Genomic DNA, 14094 nt, shown 5'->3' on the forward strand with positions numbered 1-14094 from the left:
CACAGATCAAGATCAACATTAAGAAACGCGAAGGGCCGGCCTCCCTCTCAGGAGGCCGGCCCGTCTTGTCGACGCTGCTGGCGCAAAGGGTGTGGCCTACCGTGCCCGGCGGAGGGATCAAGCCTGACCGCCCGGAGCCGGGCACGGTAGGCCACACCCCCCACCCGGCACTCGACGAAGAGCGCCGGGCCAAAGAACATGAGGCCCGAGCGTCTACCCAGCCAACCGCCAGCGCCCGTTGCGGGCGACCAGCGTGGTGAGCGCCTGCGGCATCAGGCCGCTGTGGTTGTCCGGCGTCATGCGGATCGGGCCGGAGAGGCCGTCCATCTGGGACGTCTCCAGCACGTCCCGGATGCCGTTGCGGTCCACCTTCCCGATCTCACCACCGGCGCGCAGTTCGGCGTCGGCGATGAGCTGGACGGCGTCCGCGGCGAACGACGAGGACCCGTTGTAGCCACCGAAGCGGGCGGTGTAGTCCTGGAACCACTGCCGCCGCGCCGCCTTGGCCGGCGTGGTCGCGATCACGTCATCGATCACCATCGTCTGGGTGAAGATCAGCGTGGCCTTCTCGGTCGCCTTGGCCGCCGCGCCGAGGAAGAGGTCCCCGGCCGCTCCCGCGTCGAAGTAGATCGACCCACGGAAGATGGTCTGCTGGACGGTGGTGGCTGCCAGTGTCGCCTGCTCCGGCGGGGTCCAGAAGACCATCGCGTCCGGCTTGCCCGACGCGAGCTGCTGGACCTGCTGGCTGACGTCGGTGTCGGTGGTCTTGACCCGCTGCTGTCGGAGCGTGATCTTGGCCTTGTCGAGCTCACTCTTGAGCGCCGTCGCGCCCTCCTGGCCGTAGTCGTCGTCGCTGACCAGCATCCCCACCTTGCGGATGTTGTTGCGGCGCAGTTCGGTGGTCAGTGCGGCGGCGCTGTCCGGGGCGTTGGGGCCCAGCTTGAACACGTAGCGCCGTTCAGCGGCCGGCGCGGCGATCGCGCCGGAAGCGGCTAGCGCAATGGTGGGAATCCGCTTCTCGTTGATGGTCCCGACGGCTCCGACCGCGCATTCGTTGCAGCCGCCCATGATGATGGCGCTGACCTTCGAATCGCTGCTGAAGTCGACGATGTTGCGAAGTGACTCGGCCGAGTCGGAACGGTTGTCCTTCACCTTCAGGTCGATCCTCCGGCCGTTCAGTGCTCCGGAGGCGTTCAACTGATCGACCTTGAGTTCGAGGGCGCGCTGGTATGTCCGGCCAACTGTGGCGGCGGCGCCGGACAGTTCGAGATCGGCGGCGATCACGATCGGACTCGTGTCCTTCTCCGCCTCACCAAACTGGCAGCCGGTGAGCGTGGTGGCCACTACGGCCGATGCGAGCGCCGCGATGGTCGCGGAGCGGATGGGGCTCAACTCAGTCCTCCAGGTGCGGGCGCGGGCGCTGCCCGGTCACCGCCGCTAATCCGTCCTCAGTGGAGGACGGGATCTCCTCTGCCGTACGGTGTGCGCGAAGCCTGCAAAACCTTGCCAATGGCCGGCGCTGTGGTCAAGCGCGGACCCCGGCAGCATTTTCGGGACGGCCATCCCACATGCTGGGGTAACGCAATGTTTGCAAAAGCTCACTTTGCATGCACGCGTGACCACTCTGGAGTTACATGCCCTGTTCAGGGGCTTGCGGAAATGAAGGTATCAGTTGCCCGGATCACGGGATGCGCTCCGTCCGACCGTTTCCTACCTCACTGCGGCTTCCCAAACACGATCATCTCTGATGAAATCGCGGCCGTGCCGCGCGTGGTCCCCTCCGCTTACGGCATGGCTCGGCGGCTCAGGCGGGGAAGAAACGACGGAGGCGATGTCGTGAGCACCGGACCGACGACCCTGCCCGCGCTCGGCGATAGCGGTCGGCCTGCGCGCCGACGGATGCCGAGACTGCGTGACGCCCGGATCCGGTCCAAGTTGGCGTTGATTCTGGTCGTCCCGGTGGCGGCGGTGATCGCGCTGGCCACGGTCCGCCTGATCTCCGTCGGCGAGGGCGCGTTCGACGCCACCCAAGCCCGGTCACTGACGGCCCTCTCCGTCGACGTCAGCGCCCTCACCCAGGACCTCCAGTCCGAACGGATGGCGGCGGCCGCCTACCTCGCCGCTCCGCAGCAGCCGGCTGACGCGTACAACCTGCGGGTCCGCCAGACGCAGCAGCGGGTGGACGAGTACCGCGCCGAGCGGGGCCGGATCGGCGACGTGCCGGCCGCCCTGCGGGACCGGCTGGCCGCCATCGACGACCACCTGGCCACCTTGGACGGCACCCGTCAGGAGGTGTTGGACCGCCGGCAGATGGCAGTCGCCGAGGCGGTGCTCCGCTACGGAGTCATCCTCACCGACCTGGTCTCGTACGGTGACGGTCTGGCCCAGCTGCCCGGCTCGGAGAGCCTGGCGGACAGCCGCCGCGCGGTCGCCGCCTTCGCCCGCGCCAAGGCCTCCGTCGCCGAGGAAGAGGCCGTCGCCTTCACCGCGCTGACGGCCGGCCAGCTCGACTCGGAGCAGTTCTCCTCCTTCGTGGCAACGTTGACCGGTCAGCAGGAGGCCCTGGTCGCCTTCTCGCTGGCCGCCGACCCGGTGCAGCGCGCCCTGGTCGACAGCACCGTGTCCGGCGACGCCGTCGGCCTGGCCGACCGGGTGGCCACCGACATCACCCGCTCGGTCGGGCAGCGCTCACTGGTCACCGCCCAGGACGCCACCGCGGCGATCGGCGCCGTGAACGACCTGATGCGCTGGGCTGAGGTCCAACTGCAGGACCGACTGCTCCAGCAGGCCGACCAGGCCCGCTCGGACGTCATCCGGCAGGCAGTGGTCGAGTCGATCCTGGTGCTGTTGACCCTGATCATCGCCGTGTCGCTGGCCGTGGTGCTGGCCCGCTCGCTCAACCACTCGCTGCGCCGACTGCGCGAGGGCGCGCTTTCGGTGGCCAACCACGACCTGCCCGACGCCGTGCAGCGGTTGCAGAACATGGGCAGCGTGGGTGACGGCGGGGTGGACGAGATCGTCCGCCAGGTCCGGGACCCGATCCAGTTGAACAGCCGCGACGAGGTCGGTCAGGTGGCGCTGGCCTTCAACGTCGTACACCGGGAGGCGGTGCGGGTCGCCGCCGAGCAGGCGGCACTGCGTACCAGCGTCTCGGCGATGTTCCTCAACCTGGCCCGCCGCAGTCAGACCCTGGTCGACCGGATGATCGGCGAGCTGGACGCGATCGAGCGCGGCGAGGAGGACCCGAAGCGGCTCGCGCAGCTCTTCGAACTGGACCACCTGGCCACTCGAATGCGCCGCAACGACGAGAACCTGCTCGTCCTGGCCGGTGCCGACTCCGCCGCACCGCGTCACGACGACGCGCTGGTGGTGGACGTGCTGCGCGCCGCCCAGTCCGAGGTCGAGCTCTACAACCGCATCGAGTTCGGCACCGTGGACACCGACATCTCGGTGGCCGCGCACGCGGTGAACGACGTGGTACGCCTCGTCGCCGAGCTGCTCGACAACGCCACCCGGTTCTCACCGCCGAACACCACTGTGGTCGCCGACGGTCGCCGGATCCGTGACTACGTGCTGATCCAGATCGAGGACCGCGGGCTCGGCCTCACCGACGACCAGCTCGACTCGCTCAACCGGCGGCTCGCCGCCCCGCCGAGCGTGGACGTCGCCGCGTTCCGACTGATGGGTCTGGCCGTGGTGAGCCGGCTCGCCTCCCGCTACGGCATCCGGGTGGAGTTGCGCCGTAACGTCGAGGGCGGCACCGTCGCCCAGGTGACGTTGCCCGCCGCCACCGTGGTGCTGCCCAGCAACAGGGGCCGCGAGCAGGTGCTTACCCGGCCGCGTCAGCCGATGGCAGTGGAGCAGGCCCCGCTCTCCTCGGCCGGCCACGCCGAGCAGTTCGCCGGTGCTGCCACGACGGCGGCGACGCTGCCCGACCAGTGGCGGACCAGCTCGCCGGCGCCCGCCCAGTGGCAGTCGCCGCTGGATTCGCGGGACACCACCCCGGCCGTGCAGGCCGGTGGCTACACCGGTCCGCGCTCGACGATGCCGCCGGCACCCGCGGCCCCGGCACCCGCCGCCCCGGCACCCGCCGCCCCGCTGCCGCCGGCCCGGCCGGCCTACAGCAGCGGTGCGGGCGCCTCGCTGGGCAGCCCGACAGTGGCGTACCCGACGGTCGACCCACTGCCTCGGCGTGGCTCCGCCCCGGACACCGCGGATGGGCGTGGCGCCCAGGGCCTCCCGGTCGGGCCGGTCGCCGGGCCGGGCGCGGTGGCACCGCCAGCCGTTCCGTCGGTGCCCGCCGCGCCGGTCAGCACCCGGCCGGACTTCCCGGCCGAGGCTCCGATCTTCCGGGAGATGGAGGCGGTCTGGTTCCGGTCGCACGGCGACGACGCCACCGCGATCTTCACCCGGCCCAACTTCGACGAGCCGCCCGCGCCCGCCACCACCGCAACGGCCGACACCGGCCTGCGCACCGGCAACGGCGGCCAGCCGAGCGCCGCGACGGTGCCGGCCGCGTCGCCGGCCCGACCGAAACTGCCGACCCGTACCCCGGGCGGCACCGACGGCACAGCCAGCCTGGGCGACGGCCCCGGCGCCACAATGGACGGCTTCGCGGCGCGACCGTCGGCGCCGCCGACGTACGCCCCGCCCCCGGCCGCCCCGACGGCTCCGCCCGCGCCCGCCCCCGACCCGGCAGCATGGCGTACGGCGGCCGACGAGGGCTGGTCCCGGGCCAGCCGGGCTGCCGAGCCGGCTCCCGCCGGCACCACCCGCTCCGGCTTGCCCAAGCGGGTGCCGCAGCAACAGCTCGTGCCGGGTGGCATCGAACCGAAGAGCGGCCGGGACCGCAGCCGGCGGACCCCGGACGAAGTACGTGGTCTGCTGTCGGCCTACCACCGCGGTGTGCAGCGCGGTCGGACGGCCGGAACGGACCTGAACAGCACCTCGACCAAGGAGAGCCGATGAACAGGCCAGCTGCCATGCAGGACATGGGTTGGCTGCTCACCAACTTCGCCGACAGCGTGGCGGGCATCGCCCACGTGGTGGCGGTGTCCGCAGACGGGCTGTTGCTCGCGTCCTCCCGGGATCTGCCGGGGGACCGGGCCGACCAGCTCGCCGCGATCACCTCCGGGGTGGTGAGCCTGACCGAGGGCGCGGCCCGGATGTTCAGCGCGGGCGGGGTGTTGCAGACAGTCATCGAGATGGACAGCGGGTATCTCTTCCTGATGTCGATCAGCGACGGGTCCTCGATGGCCGTGCTGGCCGCGCGCAGCTGCGACGTGGGCCAGGTGGGCTACGAGATGGCGCTGCTGGTCGAGCGGGTGGGTGCCGCGCTGGTGCCGCTGCCGCGCGACGCGGTGCGCTCTTAGCACCGGAAGGCGGCGCTCGTTCCGAGCGCCGGACCAGGGACGAGAGGCGGCACAGTCCGGCTCAGCAGGGGACGAGGAGGTGATCGGGAATGGACCAACGACGCGCTGACCCGCGTGGCGCGCTGGTGCGTCCGTACGCGGTCACCCGTGGTCGTACCGAGCCCCGGCAGGACATCGCCCTCGAGGCCGTCCTGACCGCCTCTCCGACCCAGGTCGCCGAGTCCCGCTTCGCCGGGCACGACAAGCACCGCATCGCCACGGTCTGTGAGGGCCGAGCACAGTCGCTGGCGGAGATCGCCGCGTATACCCGGATGCCGCTGGGCGTCGCCCGGGTGTTGGTCGCCGACATGGTGGCCGAGAGCCTGCTGACGTTACACACTGCTGCTCCCGCCGAGGGGTTCGAGGAGCGGATGGAACTGCTTGGAAGGGTGCTAAGTGGACTTCGCAGGCTATGACCCCGCAGGGGGGCGGCCGGGCCGGGGAATCGTCTCCGCGAAGATCGTCGTCGCGGGCGGATTCGGCGTCGGTAAGACGACACTGGTCGGGGCGATCTCCGAGATCACACCGCTGACCACCGAGGCGTTGATGACAGCGGCGGGTGTCGGCATCGACGACCCGTCCAAGGTGCCGGGCAAGGAGACCACAACGGTCGCCATGGACTTCGGCCGGATCACAATGGCCCAGGACCTGATCCTGTACCTCTTCGGTACACCGGGTCAGACTCGGTTCTGGTTCATGTGGGACGAGATCATCCGTGGGGCGGTGGGTGCCGCCGTGCTGGTGGACACCCGCCGGATCACCGACGCCTTCGCCCCGCTGGACTACTTCGAGAACCGCAACCTGCCGTACGTGGTGGCGCTGAACAAGTTCGACGGCGCACCGCAGTACGAGGCCGAGGAGGTCCGCGAAGCGCTGGCCATCTCGCCGCAGGTGCCGCTGGTGATGACCGACGCCCGGCAGCGGGACTCGGTCAAGCAGGTGCTGGTGACGGTGGTCGAGCACGCCATGCTCCGGCTCCAGTCCGAGCACGGGCGGGGCTTCCCGACGCCGGTGGGCTGAAACGTCGCGTCACGGCCGGCACGCTACGGGCCGGCCGTGACGTGTTCAGGGCGTGTGGCAGTGCCCTCGGCCCGACCGGGGACTCCGCACGTCCTAGTCGACCCGCAGCCGGTAGCCGCGCTTCACCACTGTCTGCACCACGCGGGGCGCGCGCAGCCCGGCCCGGAGCCGGGCGACGGCCATCTCGACGGCGTGCTCGTCCGCGCCCCGGGGCAGGGTCCTCAGCAACGCCGTGCGGGACAACACCCGACCCGGGGTCTGGGCCAGGGCCCGCAGCACCGCCATCGGCGCGGGCGCGAGCGGCCGCAGCTCGCCGTCGATCACCGCGGCGTGCCCGCGCAACGTGAGCAGGTGCCCGCCGGCCTTGAACGTCACGGTCCGGCGGGGCAGCTCGTCGACGATGGTCCGCACCAGTGCGCCCAACCGGGCCCGGCCCGGCGCGCTCACCGGCACCCCGTGCCGCAGCAGCGGCTCGGCGGTCACCGCCCCGACGCAGCTGGCCAGCACGTCGCCGCGCAACGCCGACAGCACCGCGTCGGTACGGTCGCCGGCGGCCCGCAGCAACGCCTCGGCCGCCGGTGCCGAGGTGAACGTCACCGCGTCCACCAGCCGACCGGCGATCAGGTCGATCAGCCGGTGCAGCGGCGCCGGATCGGTCGGCGGCGCCCAGCGGTAGACCGGCACCTCGATGACAGTGGCGCCCGCCGCCTCCAGCGCGAGCGTGCACTCGGGCTGCCGCTCGCCGTGCAGCTGCATGGCGATGACCTGCCCGGCGACGCCACGCCGGCGCAGGTGCTCGACCACCTCGTCGCAGCTCTCCGAGGCGGGTGACCACTGGTCGTGCAGCCCGGCCGCCCGGATCGCGCCGCGTGCCTTCGGGCCGCGCGCCACCACGTACGAGCTGGCCAGCACGGAGCGCAGTGGCTCGGCCAGCCCCCAGCCCTCGGCCGCCTCCAACCAGCCGCGCATGCCGATGCCGGTGTTGGCCATCAGGATGTCCGGTGGTTGGTCGAGGCAGGCGCGGGTCGCCTCGCGCAGCTCGGTGTCGTCGGACAGCGGCACTATCCGCAGCGCCGGGGCGAGCACCACCCGGGCGCCCCGTCGTTCGAGCAGCGCGGCCAACTCGTCGCGCCGCCGGTCGGCGGTCACCCCGATGGTGAAGCCCGCCAGTTCTTCGCGCATCAACCCTCCTGTCGCAGCCGCACCTCGACCAGCCCGTCGCGGCACCGTGCGTCGTGCCGAGCCACCGCCACCCCGGGCAGGTCGAGGCAGTCCCCGCTGCGCAGGTCGTACACCTGCTTGTGCAGCGGTGACGCGACGGTCGGCACTCCGCCGCGACTGCCGACGATGCCCCGGGACAGCACGTACGCGCCGGAGACCGGATCGCGGTTGTCGATCGCGAACAGCTCGTCGGCGGTCCGGAAAAGAGCGATCTGCACCCCGTCGACCAGGGCGGCGACGCCCCGGTCCGGTTCCAACCGGTCGAGCAGGCAGACGGTGGTCCAGGTCAGCGTGAGTGTCTGGGTCATCGCCGTACCTCCGGTAGGCCGAGGGTGACCGGTTGCCGACGGTGACCATTGGTCGCCTCGGATCCGGTCGGAGACTGGTCGCGTACGGGAACCGGCTGGCCGCGTTCCCGGATGAAGGTGATCGACGGGTCGGGTACGTCGGGGGCGTTGACGAAGGAGGTGTAGCGGCGCAGCCGATCCGGGTCGTCCAGGACGTCGCGCCACTCGTCGGAGTACGACGAGACGTGTCGGGCCATCGCCGCGTCGAGGTCCTCGCAGAGCCCGAGCGAGTCGTCCACGATCACCGAGCGCAGGTGGTCCAGGCCACCGTCCATCGCCTCGATCCAGCCGGCGGTGCGTTGCAGCCGGTCGGCGGTGCGGATGTAGTAGATGAGGAACCTGTCGATCAGCCTGATCAGGGCGTCAGTGGTCAGGTCGGTGGCGAACAGGTCGGCGTGCCGGGGTCGGAAACCGCCGTTGCCGCCGACGTAGAGATTCCAGCCGGTCTCGGTGGCGATGATGCCGAAGTCCTTGCTGCGCGCCTCCGCGCACTCCCGAGCGCAACCGGAGACCGCCGACTTCAGCTTGTGCGGAGCACGCAGCCCGCGATAGCGCAGCTCCAGCGCGACGGCCAGCCCCACCGAGTCCTGCACCCCGTACCGGCACCAGGTCTCGCCCACGCACGACTTCACAGTGCGCAGCGCCTTGCCGTACGCGTGCCCGGACTCGAAGCCGGCGTCGACCAGCCGCCGCCAGATCTGCGGCAGCTGCTCGACCCGCGCCCCGAACAGGTCGATCCGCTGCCCGCCGGTGATCTTCGTGTAGAGCTGGAAGTCCCGGGCGACCTCGCCGATCACGATCAGCTTCTCCGGGGTGATCTCGCCGCCCGGTATCCGGGGCACCACCGAGTAGCTGCCGTCGCGTTGCAGGTTGGCCAGGAAGTGGTCGTTGGTGTCCTGCAACGACGCCTGTTCGCCGTCGAGCACGTGCCCGCTGCCCAGCGAGGCGAGGATGGACGCCACCACCGGCTTGCAGATGTCGCAGCCGCGGCCCCGACCGTGCTCGGCGACCAGCCGGGAGAAGGTGCGGATGCCGCGGACGCGGACGATCTCGAACAGCTCCCGCCGGCTGACGTCGAAGTGCTCGCAGAGCGCGCTGGACTGCGCCACCCCGGCCGCGTCCAGGAGCTGCTTCAGCATCGGCACGCAGGAGCCGCAGCTGGTGCCGGCCCGGGTGCACGCCTTCAACGCCGGTACGTCCGCGCAACCGTCGGCGATGGCGGCGTCCACGTCGCCCCGGGTCACCGCGTTGCAGGAGCAGACCTGCGAGGCGGCGGGCAGCGCCCCGGCGTCCGCGCCGCCGCCGTCCGGGGCGAGCAGCGCCAACGGCGCGGCCGGCAGCGGGCCGCCCACGCTGGCCCGCAGCGTCGGGTACGCGCTGGCGTCACCCACCAGCACCCCGCCGAGCAGTGTGTGCGCGTCGTCGGAGAGGACGAGCTTCGCGTAGACCCGGGTGGCCGGGTCGGTGAACGTGACGTCCAGGCAGCCCTCGGTCGCGCCGTGGGCGTCGCCGAACGAGGCCACGTCGACCCCGAGCAGCTTGAGCTTGGTGGCGGTGTCCGCGCCGGGGAAGGTCGCCGCGCCGCCGACCAGCCGATCGGCCACCACCTCGGCCGTCGCATACCCCGGCGCGACCAGACCGTGGCAGGTGCCGTCGACCGCCGCGCACTCTCCGACGGCCCAGATCCGCTCGTCGGCGGTACGACAGGTCTCGTCGACAAGCACCCCGCCGCGCGGGCCCAGCGGCAGACCGGCGTCCCGGGCCAACTGGTCCCGGGGCCGGATGCCGGCGGCCACCACCACCAGCTCGGCGTCGAGGGCGGTGCCGTCGGACAGTTCCAGGGCCGCGACGCCGCCGTCCGGGCCGGGCCGGATCGCTGTGGTCGCCACCCCGAGATGGGTCCGTACGCCCAGGTCGTCGACGTAGCGGCGGAGCATCGCGCCGCCGGCCTGGTCCACCTGCACCGGCATCAGCCGGGGCGCGAACTCGACCACGTCGGTGCTCAGGCCGAGCAGCCGCAGGGCATTGGCGGCCTCCAGGCCGAGCAGCCCACCACCGATGACCGCGCCGACCCGTCGACCCCGCGCGTACGCCCGAATCGCCGTCAGGTCGTCCAGGGTCCGGTAGACGAAGACCCCGGGCAGCTCCGTGCCGGCCACCGGCGGCACGAACGCGTACGACCCGGTGGCGAGCACCAGCGCGTCGTAGCGGTATTCGCCGACGGCGGTGGTCACCACCTGGCGGTCCCGGTCGACGGCGGTGGCCGGCTCGCCGAGGCGCAGCCGCACCCCGTCGTGTGGGGTGTGCAGGTTGAGCTCGCTCTCACTGACCCCGTCGAAGTACGCCGAGAGCCGCACCCGGTCGTACGCCGGGCGTCCCTCCTCGGCCAGCACCGTCACCCGCCAGTCGCCCTGTGGGTCACGGGCGCGCAGCGCGTCCACGAAACGCTGCCCGACCATGCCGTTGCCGATGACGATCAGTTCGCCGCCGCTCATCGCGTCACCTCCACCGATTCCGCCTGGCTCAGCCAGTCGACGATGCCGCTCACCGCGTCCCGGCATCCGCCGCACCCGGTGCCGGCCCGGGTCGCGGCCACCACCGCATCGACGGTCCGGGCGCCGGAGCGCCAGCTTCTGACCAGTGCGCCCTTGCTCACCGTGTTGCACTGACAGACCGTGGCCGCGTCCGGCATCAGCGCCGGTGAGGCGGCCGGCGTCGCGCCGACCGTGCCGAGTGCCCGGCCGAGCAGCAGCGCCCGGCGGTCACTCGGCACCGGCTGGGCGCGGTCGAAGAGTTGGATCACCGTGCCGACCGCCGGGTTGTCGCCGAGCAGGATCGCGCCGATCAGCCGCTCGTCCCGGATCCGCAACCGGGCGTAGGTGCCCCGGGTCGGGTCGGCGAACGTCAACTCCTCGCCCGGTCCGCCACTGGCCGCGTCACCCATCGAGGCCAGGTCGATCCCGGCGGCCTTCAGCCGGGTCACCACCGGCCGGGGCCGGTACCGGGCCAGTGGGTCCGTGCCGCTCAGCACGTCCGCGAGCACCTGGGCCTGGGCCCAGGCGGGCGCGACCAGCCCGGTGAGCACGCCGTCGTGCTCGGCGCAGTCGCCGATCGCCGAGATGGACCGGTCGCTGGTGCGCAGCCGGTCGTCCACCACCACGCCGCGCCGCACGTTCAGGCCGGCGGCCTGCGCGAGTGTGGTGTCCGGGCGTACGCCACAGGAGAGCACCAGCAGGTCGGCGCGGAGCGTCCGGCCGTCGGCGAGGTCGAGGCGGACGCCGCTGGCGTCCGCGACCACGCCGGTCGCCGAAACCCCCAGTTGGACGGTGACGCCGAAACCGGCGAGCGTGCCCGCGAGCACCGCCCCGGCGGTAGGGTCCAGTTGCCGTTCCATCAGGTGTTCTCGCGGGTGCACGACAGTGGTGGCCAGCCCTCTGGTGGCCAGCCCTCGGGCCGCTTCCAGGCCGAGCAACCCGCCGCCGAGCACCAGCGCGCTGCGGGCGCCGTCCGCCGCGGCGAGGATCCGCCGGCAGTCGTCCAGGGTCCGGAAGGGCACCACCCGCTCCGGCAGGTTCGCCGGGTCGAGGCCGGGCAGTGGCGGCACCACCGCACGGGCGCCGGTGGCGAGCACCAGGTGGTCGTATCCGATGCGTTCGCCGTCGTCGGTGCGGACCTCCCGGGCGGACCTGTCGACGGCGGTCACCGGTACGCCGCTGCGCAGGTCGACGCCGTGCCCGGCGGCTTCGGTCAGCTCCACGTCCGGCTCGTCGATCCGGCCGGCCAGCAGGGTGGAGAGCAGGATCCGGTTGTACGCGCGGTGCGGCTCGGCCCCGAGCACTGTGACCTTCCGGTCTCCCTCCCGGGCGTGCAGCTCACCGGCGAGGCGTGCGCCCGCCATCCCGTTGCCGACGATGACCACCCGCGCGGTCATGCCTTCTCCACCCGGACCGCGCAGATCTTGAACTCGGGCATCCCGGAGATCGGGTCCACCGCGTCGTTCGTCACCGAGTTGGCGCGTCCCGCCCCCGCGTAGTGGAACGGGGCGAACACGGTGTCGGGTCGGATCCCGGCGCTGAGCCGGGCCGGCGCGCGGAACTCACCCCGTCGTGAGGTGACCCGCACCGGGTCGCCGTCGTCGATGCCCAGCCGGGTGGCCAGGTCGGGGTGCAGTTCGACGAACGCCTCCGGGGCGGCGCGGCGGAGCGCCGCAACCCGTCGGGTCTGGGTGCCCGACTGGTACTGCGCCAGCACCCGACCGGTGGTGAAGTGCAGCGGGTACGTGGCGCAGACCTCCTCGGCGGCCGGCCGATGGTCGACGGGGTGGAAGCGGGCCCGGCCGTCCGGGGTGGCGAACCTCTTGGCGAAGAGTCGGGGCGTGTCCTGCCCTTCTTCGGTCGGGCAGGGCCAGTAGACCCCGTCGTCGGCGTCGATCCGGTCCCAGCTGATGCCGGCGTAGTCGGCGGCCCCGCCGGCGGAGGCGCGGCGCAGCTCGGCGAAGACGACAGCCGGGTCGGCCGGGAACCGAGCCGCCGCCACGGCTTCCGGTCGCGTCTCGGCGGCTGCCAGCCGCACCGCCAGGTCGGAGATGATGGCGAGGTCGGTGCGGACGCCCGGCGGGGGCGGCCGTAGCGCGCGCCGACGTAGCACCCGACCTTCCAGGTTGGTCATGGTGCCGTCCTCCTCGGCCCACTGCGCGGTGGGCAGCACCACGTCCGCCAGCGCGGCCGTCTCGGAGAGCAGAAGGTCCGCGACGACAAGCAGGTCGAGGTCGCGCAGCCGGCCCTCGATGCGGGCCGCCCGGGGTGCCGAGACCACCGGGTTCGACCCGAACACCAGCAACGCGCGCGGGCCACCAGGGGTGCCGAGCGAGTCGAGCAGTTTGTAGGCGGGCACTCCCGGGCCGGGCAGTTCGTCGGCCCGCACGCCCCAGACCCCGGCCACGTGCTCGCGGGCCGCCGGGTCGTCGATCCGCCGGTAGCCGGGGAGCTGGTCAGCCTTCTGCCCGTGCTCCCGCCCGCCCTGGCCGTTGCCCTGGCCGGTGAGGCAGCCGTACCCCGAACCGTCGCGGCCGGGCAGACCGAGGGCGAGAGCGAGATTGACGTACGCGGTGACGGTGTCCACCCCCTTGGCGTGCTGCTCGGCGCCGCGCGCAGTCAGGATGATCACGCGACCGCCGGTGCCCAGCGCTCGGGCGGTCGCCTCCAGGTCGGCCACCGGCACCCCGGAGAGCTGTTCCGCGCGGGCCGGCCACCAGGCGGCGACGCCTCGGCGGACCGCGTCGAATCCGGTGGTGCGGTCGGCCACGTAGGCCCGGTCGACCCAACCTTCGGTGAGAGCGATGTGCAGCAGCGCGTTGGCCACCGCGAGGTCGGTGCCGGGCAGCGGTTGCAGGTGCAGGTCTGCCTGGCGGGCGGTGGCGGTGACCCGGGGGTCGACGACGATCAGTTTCCCGCCGTTGCGGCGCTGCTCGGTGAGCCAGCGCACCAGCGGCGGCATGGTCTCCGCCGGGTTCGCTCCGACCAGCAGCAGGGTGTCGGCCCGACCCAGGTCGGCGAGGGGGAACGGCAGCCCGCGGTCGATGCCGAAGGCCCGCATCCCGGCGGCCGCCGCCGAGGACATGCAGAACCGTCCGTTGTAGTCGATGTGCCTGGTGCGCAGCCCGATCCGGGCGAACTTCCCCAAGGCGTACGCCTTCTCGTTGGTCAGGCCACCACCGCCGAAGACGGCGACCGCGTCCCGGCCGGCGTCGTTTTGAACGGCGCGGATGCCGGCGACCACCCGGTCGAGTGCGGTGTCCCAGCTCGCCGGGTGCAGTTCGCCGGTGGCCGCGTCGCGCACCAGCGGAGTGGTCAGCCGATCCGGGTGATCGAGTAGTTCGGCGGCGGTCCACCCCTTCTGGCAGAGCCCGCCCCGGTTGGTGGGGAACTGGCGCGGGTGGACCGTCACACCGGTGTCGTCAGCGCGCAGTGTCATCCCGCACTGCAGTGCGCAGTACGGGCAGTGCGTCGCCACTTCCCGGGGCGTCAGCCCCGGTGGAGTCGCCGACCGTGCACCGTCTGTCATGTCGGGAAAGCGTGCCGCCGGGCGGTTTCCGG

At 72.4% G+C, this 14094-nt stretch carries 10 protein-coding genes; 4 read left to right on the forward strand and 6 right to left on the reverse strand.

Annotated elements, in window-relative coordinates; genetic code table 11:
• Window positions 1-213: 213 nt before the first annotated feature.
• A complete protein-coding gene (locus ACLQ3F_RS13575) occupies window positions 214-1392 on the reverse strand; it encodes an ABC transporter substrate-binding protein (RefSeq protein WP_357199054.1) in 1179 nt (392 codons plus the stop codon).
• A gap of 444 nt (window positions 1393-1836) precedes the next feature.
• Here ACLQ3F_RS13575 and ACLQ3F_RS13580 point away from each other — a divergent pair, with 444 nt between their 5' ends.
• The 4 genes from ACLQ3F_RS13580 (at window position 1837) to ACLQ3F_RS13595 (ending at window position 6431) form a co-directional block, all read left to right on the forward strand.
• Window positions 1837-4968 (forward strand): nitrate- and nitrite sensing domain-containing protein, encoded by a 3132-nt coding sequence (locus ACLQ3F_RS13580; RefSeq protein ID WP_425848985.1) that lies wholly within the window; start codon window positions 1837-1839, stop codon window positions 4966-4968.
• Entirely contained in the window at window positions 4965-5372 is a 408-nt protein-coding gene (locus ACLQ3F_RS13585; protein ID WP_007465177.1) for a roadblock/LC7 domain-containing protein, read from the forward strand. The genes ACLQ3F_RS13580 and ACLQ3F_RS13585 overlap by 4 nt, the downstream gene beginning before the upstream one ends.
• An 89-nt stretch (window positions 5373-5461) precedes the next feature.
• Window positions 5462-5827 carry a DUF742 domain-containing protein gene (locus tag ACLQ3F_RS13590; RefSeq protein WP_007465174.1) on the forward strand — a complete coding sequence of 122 codons (366 nt, stop codon included), beginning with the start codon at window positions 5462-5464 and terminating at the stop codon, window positions 5825-5827.
• A complete protein-coding gene (locus ACLQ3F_RS13595; protein ID WP_030329978.1) occupies window positions 5808-6431 on the forward strand; it encodes a GTP-binding protein in 624 nt (207 codons plus the stop codon). Before ACLQ3F_RS13590 ends, ACLQ3F_RS13595 begins: the two co-directional genes overlap by 20 nt.
• Window positions 6432-6524: 93 nt before the next feature.
• Here ACLQ3F_RS13595 and ACLQ3F_RS13600 read toward each other — a convergent pair whose 3' ends face one another.
• The 5 genes from ACLQ3F_RS13600 to ACLQ3F_RS13620 are packed head-to-tail and all read right to left on the reverse strand — an operon-like array spanning window position 6525 to window position 14062.
• Entirely contained in the window at window positions 6525-7613 is a 1089-nt protein-coding gene (locus tag ACLQ3F_RS13600; RefSeq protein ID WP_355009632.1) for a uroporphyrinogen-III synthase, read from the reverse strand.
• Window positions 7613-7960, reverse strand: a complete 348-nt coding sequence (gene nirD, locus ACLQ3F_RS13605; protein WP_425848987.1) for a nitrite reductase small subunit NirD — start codon at window positions 7958-7960, stop codon at window positions 7613-7615. The genes ACLQ3F_RS13600 and nirD overlap by 1 nt, the downstream gene beginning before the upstream one ends.
• A complete protein-coding gene (gene nirB, locus ACLQ3F_RS13610; protein WP_425848989.1) occupies window positions 7957-10494 on the reverse strand; it encodes a nitrite reductase large subunit NirB in 2538 nt (845 codons plus the stop codon). The genes nirD and nirB overlap by 4 nt, the downstream gene beginning before the upstream one ends.
• Window positions 10491-11930, reverse strand: a complete 1440-nt coding sequence (locus tag ACLQ3F_RS13615) for an FAD-dependent oxidoreductase (protein WP_425848992.1) — start codon at window positions 11928-11930, stop codon at window positions 10491-10493. The genes nirB and ACLQ3F_RS13615 overlap by 4 nt, the downstream gene beginning before the upstream one ends.
• The gene (locus ACLQ3F_RS13620; RefSeq protein WP_425848994.1) at window positions 11927-14062 is read right to left on the reverse strand and encodes a molybdopterin oxidoreductase family protein; all 2136 of its coding nucleotides are present in this window, start codon (window positions 14060-14062) and stop codon (window positions 11927-11929) included. Before ACLQ3F_RS13620 ends, ACLQ3F_RS13615 begins: the two co-directional genes overlap by 4 nt.
• Window positions 14063-14094: the final 32 nt, after the last annotated feature.

Origin of the sequence: Micromonospora sp. DT15 (genome assembly GCF_049841475.1) — a bacterium.
Taxonomy (GTDB): domain Bacteria; phylum Actinomycetota; class Actinomycetes; order Mycobacteriales; family Micromonosporaceae; genus Micromonospora.